The organism is Pediococcus damnosus (assembly GCF_001611155.1).
In the GTDB taxonomy this organism is placed as follows: domain Bacteria; phylum Bacillota; class Bacilli; order Lactobacillales; family Lactobacillaceae; genus Pediococcus; species Pediococcus damnosus.
The window spans coordinates 1,455,131-1,473,865 of the sequence record NZ_CP012294.1; the positions used below are offsets into that span (position 1 = coordinate 1,455,131).

Here is an 18,735-nt window from a genome sequence, read left to right on the forward strand (position 1 = left end):
AAAGCTGAGGAGAAGATATGGAAGATTATTTAATAAAAAGTATAATTAATGACGGGATGTTCCGTGCATATGTGATTAACGGAACGAATCTTGTTCAGGAAGCACAAAAAAGACATGATACTTGGAGTGCAGCGACCGCAGCCTTGGGGCGTTCATTAGTTGGAACTACCATGCTGGCGGCTTCTTTACTAAAAGGTGAAGAAAAAATGACCGTTAGAATTAATGGTGGTGGGCCTGTTGGTGGGATCGTCGTTGACGGAAACGCAAACGGTACGGTCAAGGGATACTTGCAGCATCCACATGTTTCATTGCCATTAAATAAACGCCATCATATTGATGTGGGTAAAGCAGTTGGTAATCAGGGAACCCTTTCAGTCACCAAAGATATGGGACTAAAGGATCCGTTTACTGGTAAGGTTGGGTTGGCTTCAGGTGAAATTGGAGATGATTTCACTTATTACTTGGCGCAATCTGAACAAATCCCTTCTTCAGTTGGTGTGTCTGTTTTTGTGAATCCAGATGAAACTGTTGAAGTTGCTGGTGGGTTTATGATTCAAGTCATGCCGGGTGCTAGTGACGAGGCAATTAATCGATTACAAACAACGTTAACCCATTTACCACAGGTATCAGATTTGTTGCGGCAAGGGAAAACACCTGAAGATATTTTAAAACTAATATTTAGTAATGATAAAGTGAAAATTCTGGATAAAATGCCCGTTTCATTTGTTTGTGATTGTTCTAAGGATCGATTTGCAAAAGCAATGGCGAGCTTACCATCCAAAGAAATTAAGACGATGATTCAAGATGACCATGGTGCGGAAGTTAGCTGTCGTTTTTGTGGGAATAAGTATCAATACAGTGAAACTGACTTGAAGGCTATTTTGCTTAAGGCTAAGAATTGAGTTTCGTTTGGTGAGATATCAGTAGTGTGCTATGATAATTCTCATGATGTCAGCGATATTAGGACGGAAAAGGATTGTTTTCAAAGCTGACTTAGTGAAAGTAACTTAGACCACTTTTTATGAGGTGAAAAATATGGAATGGCAAATTGGTGATGTAAAAATTCCCAATCAAGTTGTTGTGGCACCAATGGCAGGCGTAACAAATTCAGCGTTTCGTCTGATTTGTAAAAAATTTGGCGCAGGATTAGTTGTTTGTGAAATGATTTCTGATCGTGGAATTATGTATAAAAACAAAAAAACGCTGAGTATGATGAATGTAGATCCACGTGAACATCCAATGAGCATTCAAATCTTCGGTGGAACTAAAGAAACGCTGGTAGAAGCCGCTAAGTTTGTTGACCAACATACGGCCGCTGATATTATTGATATTAATATGGGCTGCCCAGTGAATAAGGTTGTGAAAACGGAGGCCGGCGCTCGTTGGCTTTTAGATCCGAACAAGGTATATGAGATGGTTTCCTATGTAACAGATGCTGTTAAAAAGCCAGTGACGGTCAAGATGAGAACGGGTTGGGATTCCGATCATGTTTTTGCAGTTGAAAATGCGTTGGCTGCTGAACGTGCCGGAGCTTCAGCATTAGCTATGCATGGGCGAACTCGAAAACAAATGTATACAGGACATGCCGATTGGAATATTTTAAAAGAAGTTTCTAATCAACTTACAATTCCTTTTATGGGGAATGGTGATGTTCGAAGTGCTGAAGATGCTAAACGAATGCTTGATGAAGTTGGCTCCACGGCAGTTATGATTGGTCGTGCAGTTTTAGGAAATCCTTGGATGCTCCATCAAGTTTCGACCTATCTTGAAACTGGTGAATTGGTTGATGAACCGGAACCAGCTGAAAAGATCAGAATTGCAAAAGAACATTTGCATGGATTAGTGGAATTGAAGGGTGACTATGTGGGTCCACGTGAGTTTAGGACCCAAGCTGCCTATTATTTAAAGGGGATTTCGCATTCTGCGAGAACCAAAGTTGCTTTGAATAATGCTGAAACGGAAAAAGAAATGGATGATATCTTTGACCGATTTGCAGAGAAGCAGCAGGAACGAGAAATTAAACGTCAACAAATGGCAAGGTAAATATTCACTTGCTTTTTTGGTGCGAAATAGGCATCATAGATACGTGTGACTAACGGTAGAGGAGGATTTTTAAGTGGCAAAAAAAGAGCAGGACATGAATGATCAATTGAAGGTTCGTCGTCAAAAGATGCAAGATCTACGTGACAAGGGGATTGATCCTTTTGGACATGCATTTAAACGAACTCATTTGACTAATCAACTTCATGAACAATATGGTGACTTTGATAAAGAAGAGTTAGAAGAGAAAGATGTTCAAGCAACCATCGCCGGCAGAATGATGTCAAAACGTGGTAAAGGTAAAGTTGGCTTTGCTGATCTTAAGGATCGTAAAGGAACAATGCAGATCTATGTTCGTAAGGACACGGTCGGTGAAGATGAATATGCACTTTTTAAACAGGCAGATATAGGTGATTTTATTGGGATTACTGGCCAAGTTATGAAAACAGATATGGGCGAATTGACGGTTAAGGCAACAGATTTAACGTTCCTTACCAAAGCTCTTCGTCCACTGCCTGATAAGTACCATGGTTTGCAGAACGTTGAACAAATTTATCGCCAACGTTACTTAGACCTTATTTCTAATGATGATAGTTTTGATCGCTTTATTAAGAGAACTAAAATCATTACAGCAATACGTAAATATTTGGACAACCTAGATTATACGGAAGTTGAAACACCAGTTTTACATGGTCAGGCTGGTGGCGCTAATGCCCGTCCGTTTATTACGCATCATAATGCTTTAGATATTGATTTGTATTTGCGGATTGCCTTGGAATTACATTTAAAACGCCTAATTGTCGGTGGTATGGAACGAGTCTATGAAATTGGCCGTGTATTCCGGAATGAAGGAATGGATACGAAACATAATCCTGAATTCACGATGCTGGAAACCTATACTGCTTACTTTGATTTTCATGATGTTATGAATGAGACGGAAGGAATTTTCAAAGCGGCAGCTAAGGCAGTTTCGCCAGATGGAAAAATTACTTATCAAGGAACTGATTTAGACTTGGGTAAGGATTTTGAGCGGATGCACATGGTTGATGCTATCAAGAAGTATACGGGTGTCGATTTCTGGCCAAAAATGTCTGTAGAAGATGCACGCAAATTGGCTGATGAACATAAGATTCACTATGAAGACTGGTGGCAAGTTGGTCACATCATTAATGAATTTTTCGAACGATTAGTTCAAGACAAGTTGACACAACCTATCTTTATTTATGGTCATCCAGTTGAAATTTCACCTTTAGCTAAGAAAAATGCAGATGATCCTCGCTTTACAGATCGTTTTGAACTTTACATTAAGGGTAATGAATTTGGTAATGCATTTACTGAACTAAATGATCCAATTGATCAACGCGAGCGTTTTGAGGCGCAAGTTAAAGAACGTGAACAAGGAAATGATGAAGCAGAAGGCATCGATGAAGATTTCATTGAAGCTTTGGAATACGGAATGCCTCCGACTGGTGGATTAGGAATTGGAATTGATCGGTTGGTTATGCTTCTTACAGATGCACCATCAATTCGCGATGTAATCTTATTCCCAACGATGCGTCCAGAAAAATAAACATAAAATAAACTATTTGTTTTTTTGCAAATAGTTTATTTTTTTATTTTGTGAATGCTAATATATAGAAAATGATAATTATGATGATTAATTGTTATAAATAGAAATGAAATTTAAAAGGATAAAAAGAATAGTTCGTGTTTATTGAAAAAAGCTAAAAATGATCTTCTTTTAGGGATGAATTATTATGAATTTAGGTATTGACCAATGGACACTTTTTTGGTTATACTAGTAATCGTTGCTTAGGAGATGTGGTGTTAAGCAAAAGTAATTAAAAAAACTTTTCTTGACATGCTTAATTCTAAATGCTATTATTATATAGCTGTCAAAATTACTTGCATCTTTTTAACGGCGACATAGTAGACCTTTGAAAACTGAACAAAGTTTCGACAAAGTAAAATGTGTAGGGTCTTCAAATGAAAATTTTGAAGCAAACATTTGCGAAGTCAATTCGTTTTAAACAATGAAACAACAAATGAGCTTGTAAAAACTCAAGTATAATATGAGAGTTTGATCTTGGCTCAGGATGAACGCTGGCGGCGTGCCTAATACATGCAAGTCGGACGCACTTTCGTTGATTGAATTAGAGATGCTTGCATCGAAGATGATTTCAACTATAAAGTGAGTGGCGAACGGGTGAGTAACACGTGGGTAACCTGCCCAGAAGTGGGGGATAACACCTGGAAACAGATGCTAATACCGCATAATAAAATGAACCGCATGGTTTATTTTTAAAAGATGGCTTCGGCTATCACTTCTGGATGGACCCGCGGCGTATTAGCTAGTTGGTGAGATAAAGGCTCACCAAGGCTGTGATACGTAGCCGACCTGAGAGGGTAATCGGCCACATTGGGACTGAGACACGGCCCAGACTCCTACGGGAGGCAGCAGTAGGAAATCTTCCACAATGGACGAAAGTCTGATGGAGCAACGCCGCGTGAGTGATGAAGGCTTTAGGGTCGTAAAACTCTGTTGTTGGAGAAGAACGTGTGTGAGAGTAACTGCTCATGCAGTGACGGTATCCAACCAGAAAGCCACGGCTAACTACGTGCCAGCAGCCGCGGTAATACGTAGGTGGCAAGCGTTATCCGGATTTATTGGGCGTAAAGCGAGCGCAGGCGGTTTTTTAAGTCTAATGTGAAAGCCTTCGGCTTAACCGAAGAAGTGCATTGGAAACTGGGAAACTTGAGTGCAGAAGAGGACAGTGGAACTCCATGTGTAGCGGTGAAATGCGTAGATATATGGAAGAACACCAGTGGCGAAGGCGGCTGTCTGGTCTGTAACTGACGCTGAGGCTCGAAAGCATGGGTAGCGAACAGGATTAGATACCCTGGTAGTCCATGCCGTAAACGATGAATGCTAAGTGTTGGAGGGTTTCCGCCCTTCAGTGCTGCAGCTAACGCATTAAGCATTCCGCCTGGGGAGTACGACCGCAAGGTTGAAACTCAAAAGAATTGACGGGGGCCCGCACAAGCGGTGGAGCATGTGGTTTAATTCGAAGCTACGCGAAGAACCTTACCAGGTCTTGACATCTTCTGCTAACCTAAGAGATTAGGCGTTCCCTTCGGGGACAGAATGACAGGTGGTGCATGGTTGTCGTCAGCTCGTGTCGTGAGATGTTGGGTTAAGTCCCGCAACGAGCGCAACCCCTATTATTAGTTGCCAGCATTAAGTTGGGCACTCTAGTGAGACTGCCGGTGACAAACCGGAGGAAGGTGGGGACGACGTCAAATCATCATGCCCCTTATGACCTGGGCTACACACGTGCTACAATGGACGGTACAACGAGTTGCGAGACCGCGAGGTTAAGCTAATCTCTTAAAACCGTTCTCAGTTCGGACTGCAGGCTGCAACTCGCCTGCACGAAGTTGGAATCGCTAGTAATCGCGGATCAGCATGCCGCGGTGAATACGTTCCCGGGCCTTGTACACACCGCCCGTCACACCATGAGAGTTTGTAACACCCAAAGCCGGTGGAGTAACCTTCGGGAGCTAGCCGTCTAAGGTGGGACAGATGATTGGGGTGAAGTCGTAACAAGGTAGCCGTAGGAGAACCTGCGGCTGGATCACCTCCTTTCTAAGGATATTTAGAAACGGAAACCTACACATATGTCGAAACTTTGTTTAGTTTTGAGAGGTCTACTCTCAAATGTATAAGCGCGAACGGGCCTATAGCTCAGCTGGTTTAGAGCGCACGCCTGATAAGCGTGAGGTCGATGGTTCAAGTCCATTTAGGCCCATAGGTACATTTTTGGGGAATTAGCTCAGCTGGGAGAGCGCCTGCCTTGCACGCAGGAGGTCAGCGGTTCGATCCCGCTATTCTCCATTGACGGCTTAGCCGTCGAATTTGTTCTTTGAAAACTAAATAATATCGAAAAATTTTCTAATTTTAATTATCAGATAATTAAACCGAGAACATTGCGTTTTATAGAGTTTTAAAACAAGATTAGTTCAAAAATAATCGCTAAACTCAAAACCACTTTATCTTTGATAAAGTTAGGTTAAGTTATAAAGGGCGCATGGTGAATGCCTTGGTACTAGGAGCCGATGAAGGACGGGACTAACACCGATATGCTTCGGGGAGCTGTAAGTAAGCTTTGATCCGGAGATTTCCGAATGGGGAAACCCAACAACATTAATCCGTTGTTACCGCCACGTGAATACATAACGTGGTTGGAGGTAGACGTGGGGAACTGAAACATCTCAGTACCCACAGGAATAGAAAGAAAAATCGATTCCCTGAGTAGCGGCGAGCGAAAGGGGAACAGCCCAAACCAGGAAGCTTGCTTCCTGGGGTTGTAGGACCGAACATTTGAGTTACCAAAGATTTTCATAGCCGAACAGTCTGGGAAGACTGGCCAGAGCGGGTGACAGCCCCGTAGGCAAAATGAAAATCCCTCAGTTCAGGATCCTGAGTACGGCGGAACACGTGTAACTCCGTCGGAATCCGGGAGGACCATCTCCCAAGGCTAAATACTCCCTAGTGACCGATAGTGAACCAGTACCGTGAGGGAAAGGTGAAAAGCACCCCGAAAGGGGAGTGAAACAGTTCTTGAAACCATGTGCCTACAAGAAGTCAGAGCCCGTTAATGGGTGATGGCGTGCCTTTTGTAGAATGAACCGGCGAGTTACGTTTGCATGCCAGGTTAAGTTGAAGAAACGGAGCCGTAGCGAAAGCGAGTCTGAATAGGGCGACTGAGTATGCAGATGTAGACCCGAAACCAAGTGACCTACCCATGTCCAGGTTGAAGGTGCGGTAAAACGCACTGGAGGACCGAACTCGTGTACGTTGAAAAGTGCTGAGATGAGGTGTGGGTAGCGGTGAAATTCCAAACGAACTTGGAGATAGCTGGTTCTCTCCGAAATAGCTTTAGGGCTAGCCTCGGACTTAGGATCATGGAGGTAGAGCCACTGTTTGGACTAGGGGCCCATCTAGGGTTACTGAATTCAGATAAACTCCGAATGCCATTGATTTATGTCCGGGAGTCAGACGGTGAGTGATAAGATCCATCGTCGAAAGGGGAACAGCCCAGACCACCAGTTAAGGTCCCTAAATATATGTTAAGTGGAAAAGGATGTGGAGTTGCATAGACAACTAGGATGTTGGCTCAGAAGCAGCCATCATTTAAAGAGTGCGTAATAGCTCACTAGTCGAGTGATTCTGCGCCGAAAATGTACCGGGGCTTAAACATATTACCGAGACTGTGGATGCCACTGTAAGGTGGCGTGATAGGAGAGCGTTCTAAGGGCGATGAAGGCAGACCGTGAGGACTGTTGGAGCGCTTAGAAGTGAGAATGCCGGTATGAGTAGCGAAAGACAGGTGAGAATCCTGTCCACCAAATGACTAAGGTTTCCTGGGGAAGGCTCGTCCACCCAGGGTTAGTCGGGACCTAAGTCGAGGCCGAGAGGCGTAGACGATGGATAACAGGTTGAGATTCCTGTACTAGTTAAACTTGTTTGAACAATGGAGGGACGCAGGAGGCTAAGAAAAGCACACAGTTGGATAAGTGTGCCCAAGCAACAAGTCTTAGATAGAGTTAAATGCTTTATCTTTTCAGGACAAGTTGTGATGGGGAGCGAAATTTAAGTAGCGAAGTTTCTGATGTCACACTGCCGAGAAAAGCTTCTAGTTAGAGTTTAACTACCCGTACCGCAAACCGACACAGGTAGTCGAGGAGAGTATCCTCAGGTGAGCGAGAGAACTCTCGTTAAGGAACTCGGCAAAATGACCCCGTAACTTCGGAAGAAGGGGTGCTGATCGCAAGATCAGCCGCAGTGAATAGGCCCAGGCGACTGTTTATCAAAAACACAGGTTTCTGCAAAATCGTAAGATGACGTATAGGGGCTGACACCTGCCCGGTGCTGGAAGGTTAAGTGAATGAGTTAGCTTCGGCGAAGCTTTGAAATGAAGCCCCAGTAAACGGCGGCCGTAACTATAACGGTCCTAAGGTAGCGAAATTCCTTGTCGGGTAAGTTCCGACCCGCACGAAAGGTGTAACGATCTGGGCACTGTCTCAACGAGAGACTCGGTGAAATTATAATACCCGTGAAGATGCGGGTTACCCGCGACAGGACGGAAAGACCCCATGGAGCTTTACTGTAGCTTGATATTGAGTGTTTGTACAACTTGTACAGGATAGGTAGGAGCCGTAGATATCGGAACGCTAGTTTCGATGGAGGCGTTGGTGGGATACTACCCTCGTTGTATGAACCCTCTAACCCGCGCCACTAAGCGTGGCGGGAGACAGTGTCAGGTAGGCAGTTTGACTGGGGCGGTCGCCTCCTAAAGAGTAACGGAGGCGCCCAAAGGTTCCCTCAGAATGGTTGGAAATCATTCGCAGAGTGTAAAGGCACAAGGAAGCTTGACTGCGAGACAGACAGGTCGAGCAGGGACGAAAGTCGGGCTTAGTGATCCGGTGGTACCGTATGGAAGGGCCATCGCTCAACGGATAAAAGCTACCCTGGGGATAACAGGCTTATCTCCCCCAAGAGTTCACATCGACGGGGAGGTTTGGCACCTCGATGTCGGCTCATCGCATCCTGGGGCTGTAGTCGGTCCCAAGGGTTGGGCTGTTCGCCCATTAAAGCGGTACGCGAGCTGGGTTCAGAACGTCGTGAGACAGTTCGGTCCCTATCCGTCGCGGGCGTAGGAAATTTGAGAGGATCTGTCCTTAGTACGAGAGGACCGGGATGGACATACCGCTGGTGTACCAGTTGTTCCGCCAGGAGCATCGCTGGGTAGCTACGTATGGATGAGATAAACGCTGAAAGCATCTAAGTGTGAAACTCACCTCGAGATGAGATTTCCCATTCCATTTATGGAAGTAAGATCCCTGAGAGATGATCAGGTAGATAGGTTGGGAGTGGAAGTGTAGTGATACATGGAGCGGACCAATACTAATCGGTCGAGGACTTAACCACAAAGTGGTGTTCTCAAGAGAAGGATTCGATATTATTTAGTTTTGAGAGAATAAATTTCTTTCACACGAGCCGCGTAAGTGGATCGGAGAAGTGTGGTGACGATAGTGAGAAGGATACACCTGTTCCCATGTCGAACACAGAAGTTAAGCTTCTTAACGCCGAGAGTAGTTGGGGGATCGCTCCCTGCGAGGGTAGGACGTTGCCATGCGAATATTCCGGCATAGCTCAGTTGGTAGAGCACCTGACTGTTAATCAGGTTGTCGACGGTTCGAGCCCGCCTGCCGGAGTAGTGATAGATGTTAACCTTCTGAATTGAAAGTTAGCATCTTTTTCTATAATGCCGGCTTAGCTCAGTTGGTAGAGCATCGGTATCGTAAACCGAGGGTCGGGTGTTCAAGTCGCCTAGCCGGCATTATAAAGACACCTCAAAAAGGTGTCTTTTGTTGTTTTTAGGAGAATTTGGGAAGCACCACTGCTAAAAATGATGTCACATAATTTCGGAGAGATGTTTGGAGGAAGAAAGAAATTGAATAACAAAAACGACGTGAGCGATGATAAGTCCTTCTTTGGACAGCCAAGGGGATTATCAACGTTGTTCTACACGGAGATGTGGGAGCGTTTCAGTTACTATGGAATGCGAGCCATTTTACTCTTCTATATGTACTACGCAGTATCAAAAGGCGGACTTGGTTTTAGCCAAACAACCGCCGCTTCAATTATGTCCATTTATGGATCACTAGTATATCTTACAAGTGTTATCGGTGGATTTGTTAGTGACCGAATTTTGGGACCAAGAAGGACCGTCTTTTTAGGCGGGATCTTCATTATGTTTGGTCATATTGCCTTATCCTTACCCTTGGGTGCTCCGGGCTTATTTATATCAATTGCTTTGATCGTAATAGGTACTGGTTTATTGAAGCCTAACGTTTCGGAAATGGTCGGTGGATTATATACAGAAGATGATATTCGTCGTGACTCTGGATTCAGTATCTTCGTTTTTGGTATTAATTTAGGGTCGTTAGTTGCGCCTCAGTTAGTTGGCTGGGTCGGCGGGCACGTTAGTTTTCATGCTGGATTCTCTCTTGCAGCGATTGGTATGTTCTTTGGATTAGTACAGTATTATTTTGGTGGTAAGAAGTATCTTAACAAAGATAGTCTGTATCCTTCAGATCCTATTGATCCTAAAAATGCCCGTAAAATTGAATGGTCGGTTACCCTTGGAATAGTCGTTTTTGCGTTGATTTTACTTGCGATGAAACTTGCAAATATTATGAACATTGAAAATGTTATCTTGTTATTAAGTGTGATTGCTGTAACGACGCCAATCGTATACTTTGTCCTCATGTTTTCAAGTAGTAAAGTTACTAAAATTGAACGTTCACGATTATTAGCTTATGTGCCTTTGTTTATTGCAGCTGTTATCTTTTGGGCTATTGAAGAACAAGGTTCAACCGTTCTTGCTTTATTTGCCGCACAAAGAACTCAATTACATTTAGGCGCTATAACGTTGTCGGCATCGCAGTTTCAATCCTTAAATCCATTGTTTATTATGCTTTATACACCATTCTTTGCATGGATGTGGATTAAATTAGGAAACCGCCAGCCATCATCACCACATAAGTTTTCTTATGGATTAGGGTTTGCTGGACTTTCGTATCTGTTCATTGCCCTTCCTGGAATCCTTTTTGGAACATCCGGGAAAGTTAGTCCACTTTGGTTAGTTGGCAGTTGGGCAATTGTAGAAATTGGCGAAATGCTTATCTCACCAATTGGATTGTCGGTTACGACAAAACTAGCACCAAAGGCTTTTGGATCCCAGATGATGAGTATGTGGTTCTTGGCTGATGCAGCTGGGCAAGCTATTAACTCGCAGATTGTGCGCTTTTATAGTACTGCTACAGAAGTTCCTTACTTCTTAATTGTTGGCTCTGTCAGTATTGTTTTTGGCTTCCTGCTGTTACTTATATCGCGGTGGATTTCTTCAAAAATGGTTGGTATCAATTAAAACTAAAAAGATTAGATCAGTTTCTGCTCTCAGAACTGGTCTTTTTATTTACATTGAGTCTTTCGTGAGATGTCGACTAATGGTTAGTGTAAAATTAGCTTTAAATAGATTCAGATTGTTAGGGGTGAGATTATGAAAATTGCAGTTACTAGTGATAATCATTTCGATGTTAATCGCCTGGATGTTGACGAGATGATAAAAAGACAAGCTGAGTATTTGGCAAGTAAAGAGGTTGGTATTTACTTGATTGCTGGAGACTTATTTAATGACTTTGAAAAAAGTTTAAATTACGTGCATCGTTTGCAAACAGAGTTGAGATCACAGACAGTTGTTAAATTTATTGCCGGTAATCACGACATGGTTAAAGGAGTTACTTTCAGTGAGCTTGAAAGTGCATTGGATGATAGTTACATGCACAATCAATTTTTAGATGTCCCTGGAACAAATTGGCGTGTGATTGGCAATAATGGCTGGTATGATTATAGCTTTGCCGATAATGTTTCTGGCAAAACAGTTGCTGATTTTGAAACTTGGAAACGTGCCTACTGGATAGATAGCTCTATTCAGCAACCAATGACTGATACTGAACGAATGGACTTAGTTTTGGATGAGAGTACGAAACAGCTGAAAATGGCTGAGAAGGCTCAAAAACGCGTTTTATACTATACGCATTTTGTACCAAGACGGGATTATATTCGATATGCACCAGAAGGCAACTTGTGGAATATGGCTAATGCCTATATGGGTAGCGAACGCCTGGGAAAATTGTTGGAGCAGTTTGGAACAGAAATAGTGGTGTTTGGACATATGCATATTCATCCTAAACCGAAAAAATTCGCAAAAACGGTGTACTATAATCAAGCAGTGGGGTATCATAATAAGAGGATTAATGAATGGCAACATGAAACGTTTTTAGAAGAATGGCAAGCGCGATTAGCTTGTTTTGAATTATAATTTTACAAATTATTTTAACAAATTTGCTGAAAGTACTTGATATTTGTCTGGATTTTCGGTATCATATTTTAGTCGGATGCGTTTCAAACGTTGAAGCAATTCATAGGGAAGGGTAGCGAAGTCTGGCTAAACGCGGCGGACTGTAAATCCGCTCCTTCGGGTTCGGTGGTTCGAATCCACTCCCTTCCATTTTATGAATGGGCTATAGCCAAGCGGTAAGGCATCGGGTTTTGATCCCGAGATGCGATGGTTCGATCCCATCTAGCCCAATATATATGTTAAGAGCTGTTATTCAATCGTAAAGGTTGATATAACAGCTCTTTTTTAAAATTATCCCTTAACTTTGAATGAGAATCAATATTGTTGAAAGCTTGTTCTTTCAATTTCTATTATGATCATAATAGAAATTGAAAATAAAAAATGGCTACCTTAGTCGGCAGTCATTTTTGTGTATCCATGGTAATTATTTATTAGTTTTAACGGAAGTTAGATAATGCGCCGCCGTAAATCCAACCGATATTTTTACCACTTACTGAACAACGATAATAAGGGGTCTTGGTTCCTTGGCGGGTAGCTTGCATGTTGATGGTTACTTTCTTGTTTTTGTAAGTTTTACCAAAATGCGTTAATTTGGTCGCGTAGGTACTTAAAGTTACGTGGTTGTAAAAATTGTTTGTTGGTTTTGCAATCACAGTAGCAGTCTTCTTTACTGTTTTATAACTTGTCACGTTTGCGAGGGCACCACCGTAAATCCAACCAATATTTTTGCCTTTGTAAGAGCAACGATAGTAAGGTGTTTTGGTACCTTTCTTAACGCCACTCATATTGATGGTGATTGTCTTGCCTTTGTAGGTTTTACCGTAATGAGTGCGTTTGGCAGTGTATTTGCTGCCAGGAACATGGTTATAAAAGTCATGGCCGGGTGCTAATTTAACTTGTTTTGATAATTTTTGGTTTTTATAAGTTACTGGAGTTGCTGTTTTTGTGTAATATAACTTTTTGGATAGTTTGGTTAACTTAGTAGTTCCGTTATACGTGAAATTTATTGAACCTTTGATATTAGGAGTATAACCTGAGATATTTGGTGCCCATAATATTCCTTTCATATTCTTTTTTCCAACACCGTTACCTGCATAGGAGGAAATTAGATCACGCATCTTATTGCCAACCATTACTTTAATATGGATCGTAGGTGAATATTGAGAATTTCCAGCAATGGTTTCTGCATGTACACTCACTGAATCATTTAATATAGAGCTTGCGCCCACACCGATCCCCAGCATTGAAACGCCTGCCAGTAAAGCAAGTATAGATTTCTTGATTCTTAACTTTTTGTTCATTGTAAAACTCCTCCTGTTTTTCCGTTTAGTTATTTAAAATAACCATGGACAGTGTACAATAGGCAGATGACACAATATGTCATTAAAATAAATAAAATGAAATGTTGTACAATAATAAATAGCTGGATGAGCCAGTAACAATAATTTATAAGTAAGGATGGATAAATTGGAAAATTTTAACAAATGGGTCAATAAATGGGGAATGATGATTGTTCTTGCGTCAATCGTAGTGACACTGATTTTCCCAATTACATATTATCCCATCTTGATATGTTGGTATATCGTCGTCTTCTTTTATTTTTTCTTATCTTTGAGGGCCAAGAATACTCGCAATATTGTTTTTTGTATTCTTTTGATTTTACTAATTAGTTGGATCTTAATTGGGCATTTTGCTAGATAGTTTCATAATAAATTAGCCTTGTTTGATTCATAATAAAAAAGAGGTTTTAGATTACAGTTGGTGTGTTTAGCACACACTAGTTGTTATCTAGAACTTCTTTTTTCTAAGCTAATTTTTGATCAATAACGGGTCTCAAGGCAAGATCTTTAGCAGCTTCCTCACTGTCATCAAAGTGATGCTTGGTACAACCGATGAGCTGGTAATCTTCATGTCCCTTTCCTGCAATTAAAACGACATCACCTGGTTTAGCATCCTGAATGGCCTGTTGAATGGCCTGTTGAATGGCTTCATGACGGTCAATATATACCGGAACTTTTGTCTCTGGGACACCAGCAATCATGTCACAAAGAATATTTTCTGGGTCTTCGGTGCGAGGGTTGTCTGACGTGAAAATGGGCTTTGTACTGTTTTCAACGGCAATTTTTGCCATCTGCGCACGCTTTCCATGATCACGATCGCCACCGCAACCAATAACACAATAGACGTCTTGTTTTGCAAAGGAATGAATGGTCTTTAAGGCGTTTAAAAGGCTGTCAGGTGTGTGTGAGTAATCCACAATCACACGAACGCCAGTATGAGAGGGGATGGATTGAAACCGACCCTTAACTCCGGTGACCTTTTCTAACGACTTAATGATCTGATTAGAAGGTAAACCGCTGGCATAAGCGGCCGCAAACGCCGCTAACATATTGTACACATTAAATTTCCCAATCAATTTCATCGTGACATGAGTAACCTCACCAAAAACGGCTAGATCAAATTCAGTGCCGTAACTACAAATTTGAATATTTTGGGCTCTAATCATGGCATCAGGGTTTAGCCCATACGTTAACACGTGTGCGGCCGTGTATTGTTCAAATTCACGACCAACCGGATCATCCGTATTCAAAACAGCTACTTTGGTTGTTCCGCTTGCGGTATATTTATTTCCTAACTGGGCAAACAAGAGACTTTTGGCGTGAATATAATTTGCCATTGTTTTGTGAAAGTCAAGATGATCACGGGTAAGATTTGTGAAAACAGCTATATCAAAATCAATGCCCCAAACGCGGCCAAGATCCAAAGCAATCGAAGAAACTTCCATGGCAACTGTTTCAACGTTTTCTTGATGCATCTTTGCCAGAGTCCGTTGGGTCGTAATGGCGTCCGAAGTCGTATTATTCGTTGGCAGAGTTTCATCCTTAATTTTGCGATACATGGTACCCATTAAACCAGTAGCCTGATTTTGATCACGATAAATCTGTTCAATTAGGTGGGTTACCGTTGTTTTACCGTTAGTACCCGTTACCCCAATCATACGCATTGACTGACTTGGTGCTTGATAAAAAACGTCAGCTAAAATGGCCATGGCGCGTTCAGTATTTTGAACATAGACAACGGGAACGGAAACATTAATCCGTTCTTGAGCAACAACGATTATGGCTCCTTTTTCAACGGCCTGAGCGGCTAATTTGTGGCCATCAATGTGATACCCATTTACGGCAATAAACATGGCACCAGGTTGCACTTCACGGGTATCTTGGGTCAGCATGGTCACATCAAAATCCGTGGTAATTGCTGGATAAATTTGTTTGAATTTGAGACTGTCAATTAATTGGGTAACTTTCATTGAGGGTTCCTCCTTAGATTTATTGTTCTTGAACTTTTATGTGTTGATACACGTTTAAAAATTCATCATGTAAAACATTTAAAGCGGTTTTTAAATCAGATTGTTTGATAAGGATCCAGATGGTTGTGTAGCTATCCGCCGATTGCAAAATGTCGATGTGATTAGCTAACAAGGTGGTCACGATTCGGGCAGTGATGCCGGGTGTGCCGGACATGCCTGCACCAACAATTGATACCTTGGCGCAGTCCGTAATAGTTTGATAAGCAATATTCTCTCGTGATAAAAGTTTTTTGGCATTGCTGGCAGCACCGTTAACTAAATTAAATACAACTCGGTGACGGGTGATGCTAATGAAATCAATGCTTAATTTATGGGTTGCCAGTAATTGAAATATCTCTGCAGAAGTATCTTCATTTGTTGAAACTGAAAACTGAGTAAGGCCTGTCTGATGCGCAATCCCAGTTACGGAACGGTAACGTTTAATAGGTGCCAATTGATTGGTCACCAATGTTCCTAATTCAGTTGGTGATTGATAAGTTGCTCGAATGTGCATCGGAAGGTTGGCTTGCTTAGCAATTTCAACTGCTTGGGGATGAATCACGCGAGCACCGTTGATGGCCAAATTAGCCAATTCGTTATAACCAATAATTTTGAGACAGCGAGCGTGAGTGACCAGACGGGGATCGGCTGTCATAATGCCTTCAACATCTGTGAAGATGTCTACGCGCTTAGTCTTTAGCGCTGCTCCTAAGGCAACAGCAGAGACATCGGAACCGCCACGGCCAAGCGTGGTAATTTGACCGTTTTTGGTGGCACCTTGAAAACCGGTCACAACCACAACGTCAACTTTTTTAAAGGCGTTTTGAATTGGTTGTGGATCGACTTTTAAAATTTTAGCGTTTTGAAATTCGTTGCTTGTGATAATGCCGGCGTCGTGACCAGTTAGCGCCATGGCAGTTAATCCTTGCTCACGAGCCAATTCGGTAAATACGGTGGCAGAAATGGTTTCACCAACTGACATCAACATGTCACGTTCACGATTGGAAAGCTTATTTTGGTCACCATGAACGAGGTTTAAAAGTGCATCGGTTGCATAAGGAGTTTGCCGGCTTCTAAAGGCTGATACGACAACGATAACTTTATTACCTTGGCTTACTGCTAATTTCACGTGCTGCAAGGCTTTAAGCCGGGTTGGTCCATCTTTAACAGAAGACCCACCAAATTTTTGGACGATGATGTTCGTTTTCACTTTATCAACTCCTTCGGCTGCTCGAGTATCGGTGCTTCTACATAAAGTTTGTGCCAGGTCATGAATGTTAAGACCGTCCATAACTTTCGGGAATTATCACGAACATTATGACGATGATCTTCTAATAATTTTAAAAAATAATCTTTATTTAGGTATTGACCAGTTTGCGATTCATTAATGATTGAACGAGCCCAGTCGTACATTTCGTCTTTTAACCAAAACCGAATCGGAACTGGAAAACCGAGTTTTTTTCGATTTAAAACATGGTCAGGAACGATTCCTTCAGCAGCCTTTCATAAAATATACTTTGTGGTGTCATGCGTAATTCGCAAATTGGCGGGGATGGTTGATGCCACTTTATAAACTTCCCGATCAACAAAAGGGGTGCGCAACTCTAAGCTATGGGCCATGGTGGTGCGATCAGCATTGTGCAATAAATCGCCGTTTAACCAAGTGTGCATATCGATAAATTGCATTTGCGTAATCGGATCATATGATTTAGATTCGTCATAAAAAGGCTTGGTAATTTTTTGAAATGGATGATCATAATCATAGTTTTTAAAGAAACTTTGTTTTTCATGTTCATTGAAGATAAAGGCATTGCCAACGTAACGGTCCTGAAGAGGGGTTGTGCCACGCAGTAGAAATGAGCGACCTTTAACGCCCTCAGGTATCAACGTCGCAAGGTGGTTCAGCGCCCGGTTCAGCGGTTGGGTATAACTAAACATTTTCAACGACTCCGGTTCGTGATAGATGGTATAGCCACCGAACAATTCGTCAGCGCCTTCTCCTGTTAAAGCAACTTTAACGTGTCTAACAGCTTCCTTTGCTAAAAAATATTGAGGAACTGCCGCCGGATCGGCTAAGGGATCATCCATACTAAAGACAAAATTAGGGAAAGCTTTCATAAACTCTTCTGGAGTGATGATCATGCTGTAATTTTTGACGTTTAACTTTTCGGCCGTTTCTTTGGCAACATCTAGCTCACTGTAGCCAGCACGTTCAAATCCGACTGAAATTGTTTCCAAGTGAGGATTGAAATTTCTGGCGATAGCGACAATAATTGAGGAATCAATGCCACCAGATAAGAAAGAACCGACCGGGACATCAGAACGCATATGCATTTTGACCGAGTCAATGAGGCTATCACGGACACTCTTGATATAATCCGCTTCAGGTTTGATAACGGGATGAAATTCACGATAAAAATAGCGATTGATGACAGGCGCTTTTTTCAATTCTTTAGTCAATGTGCAACCAGGAGCCAACATTTGGATTTCGTTTGTGAGCGTTTCTGGTTCAGGCACAAATTGAAAGGTCATGTAATCTTGCAGAGCATCCTCATTAAAAGTCTTTTCTTTCAAGATTTTATAAATGGCCTTACTTTCGGATGCATAATAGAAATTATCGCCTTGAATAGCGTAGTAGAAAGGTTTGATTCCAAATTGATCGCGCGCTGCAAAAAGGGTTTTAGTCTTTTTATCCCAAATTACGAAAGCAAACATACCACGTAAATATTTGGTAGCAGCTGCCTGATATTTTGCGTATAGAGCCAAGATAACTTCAGAATCGGATTTAGTTTTAAACGTGTAGCCATCTTTAATGAGGTTTTCACGTAATTCAATAAAATTATAAATTTCGCCATTAAAAGTTAGCCAATAACGTTCGTCATCGTAAGAAAGCGGCTGGTGGCCACCGTCTAAATCAATAATGCTTAGCCGGCGAAAACCCATAGTAATGTGATCATCTGAAAAGTACCCACTGTCATCAGGGCCACGATGAACCAACATTTTCGTCATGGTATGCACGGTTTGGTTATCTGAAGCTTTTTCAGTTAGAGAATGATTGGTTAAACAGCCAGCAAATCCACACATGAAAAATGACCTCCTTATTTTCCTTGATCTTTCGTTTGGATTGCGGATCATCAAAAATAGATATTTGACGAATCACAAACGAAGTTACTATATGGTGCATACTCAGAACTATAAGGGGATCAGATTAAATCAACTTTAAAAAGGGTTGTAGGCACCGCAATTTTTACAAGTGAAAGTAGATTTAATTTTAAGCTAGCCTAGCAGCAAACTAAAGATAGACGCTTACAAAGAACGTTATTACCCGCAAGCATGATAAAATAAAGATATTTAATA

Annotated in this window: 8 protein-coding genes, 6 tRNA genes, 3 rRNA genes and 1 pseudogene; 14 read left to right on the forward strand and 4 right to left on the reverse strand. The window is 41.9% G+C overall.

What is annotated here, in order from left to right; all coding sequences use genetic code 11:
• Positions 1-17 precede the first annotated feature (17 nt).
• From hslO to ADU73_RS06840, 14 genes are all read left to right on the forward strand, one after another.
• Positions 18-902: an Hsp33 family molecular chaperone HslO gene (gene hslO / locus ADU73_RS06775; protein WP_046871928.1), complete on the forward strand. Its 885-nt coding sequence runs from the start codon at positions 18-20 to the stop codon at positions 900-902.
• Positions 903-1,035: 133 nt separating this feature from the next.
• Positions 1,036-2,043 carry a tRNA dihydrouridine synthase DusB gene (gene dusB / locus ADU73_RS06780; protein WP_062913318.1) on the forward strand — a complete coding sequence of 336 codons (1,008 nt, stop codon included), beginning with the start codon at positions 1,036-1,038 and terminating at the stop codon, positions 2,041-2,043.
• A gap of 94 nt (positions 2,044-2,137) precedes the next feature.
• Entirely contained in the window at positions 2,138-3,610 is a 1,473-nt protein-coding gene (lysS, locus tag ADU73_RS06785) for a lysine--tRNA ligase (protein WP_100078178.1), read from the forward strand.
• Positions 3,611-4,108: 498 nt separating this feature from the next.
• Positions 4,109-5,686, forward strand: a 16S ribosomal RNA gene (locus tag ADU73_RS06790).
• Positions 5,687-5,774: 88 nt separating this feature from the next.
• Positions 5,775-5,849: transfer RNA gene (locus tag ADU73_RS06795), tRNA-Ile, on the forward strand.
• 13 nt (positions 5,850-5,862) lie between these two features.
• Positions 5,863-5,935, forward strand: a tRNA-Ala gene (locus ADU73_RS06800).
• Positions 5,936-6,108: 173 nt separating this feature from the next.
• Positions 6,109-9,031, forward strand: a 23S ribosomal RNA gene (locus tag ADU73_RS06805).
• A gap of 91 nt (positions 9,032-9,122) precedes the next feature.
• Positions 9,123-9,239: ribosomal RNA gene (gene rrf, locus ADU73_RS06810) — 5S ribosomal RNA — on the forward strand.
• The 16S, 23S and 5S rRNA genes sit together here with 4 tRNA genes alongside, the layout of an rRNA operon.
• A gap of 6 nt (positions 9,240-9,245) precedes the next feature.
• Positions 9,246-9,318: transfer RNA gene (locus ADU73_RS06815), tRNA-Asn, on the forward strand.
• Positions 9,319-9,370: 52 nt separating this feature from the next.
• Positions 9,371-9,443 (forward strand) — tRNA-Thr (locus tag ADU73_RS06820).
• 114 nt (positions 9,444-9,557) lie between these two features.
• Positions 9,558-11,036 (forward strand): peptide MFS transporter, encoded by a 1,479-nt coding sequence (locus ADU73_RS06825; protein WP_226996026.1) that lies wholly within the window; start codon positions 9,558-9,560, stop codon positions 11,034-11,036.
• A 132-nt stretch (positions 11,037-11,168) separates the two neighbouring features.
• A complete protein-coding gene (locus ADU73_RS06830) occupies positions 11,169-11,990 on the forward strand; it encodes a metallophosphoesterase (RefSeq protein ID WP_056986386.1) in 822 nt (273 codons plus the stop codon).
• Between the two features lie 106 nt (positions 11,991-12,096).
• Positions 12,097-12,179 (forward strand) — tRNA-Tyr (locus tag ADU73_RS06835).
• 9 nt (positions 12,180-12,188) lie between these two features.
• Positions 12,189-12,260 (forward strand) — tRNA-Gln (locus ADU73_RS06840).
• A gap of 206 nt (positions 12,261-12,466) precedes the next feature.
• Here ADU73_RS06840 and ADU73_RS06845 read toward each other — a convergent pair.
• The 4 genes and pseudogenes from ADU73_RS06845 to asnB all read right to left on the reverse strand — a co-directional run bounded on the left by ADU73_RS06845 (position 12,467) and on the right by asnB (position 18,462).
• A complete protein-coding gene (locus tag ADU73_RS06845; RefSeq protein WP_062913319.1) occupies positions 12,467-13,330 on the reverse strand; it encodes a GW dipeptide domain-containing protein in 864 nt (287 codons plus the stop codon).
• Positions 13,331-13,833: 503 nt separating this feature from the next.
• Positions 13,834-15,339, reverse strand: a complete 1,506-nt coding sequence (locus ADU73_RS06850; RefSeq protein ID WP_062913320.1) for a UDP-N-acetylmuramoyl-L-alanyl-D-glutamate--2,6-diaminopimelate ligase — start codon at positions 15,337-15,339, stop codon at positions 13,834-13,836.
• Positions 15,340-15,358: 19 nt separating this feature from the next.
• Positions 15,359-16,588, reverse strand: a complete 1,230-nt coding sequence (dapG, locus tag ADU73_RS06855; RefSeq protein ID WP_226996027.1) for an aspartate kinase — start codon at positions 16,586-16,588, stop codon at positions 15,359-15,361.
• Positions 16,585-18,462 (reverse strand): annotated as a pseudogene (gene asnB / locus ADU73_RS06860) (asparagine synthase (glutamine-hydrolyzing)). The gene dapG and the pseudogene asnB overlap by 4 nt, the downstream one beginning before the upstream one ends.
• Positions 18,463-18,735 lie beyond the last annotated feature (273 nt).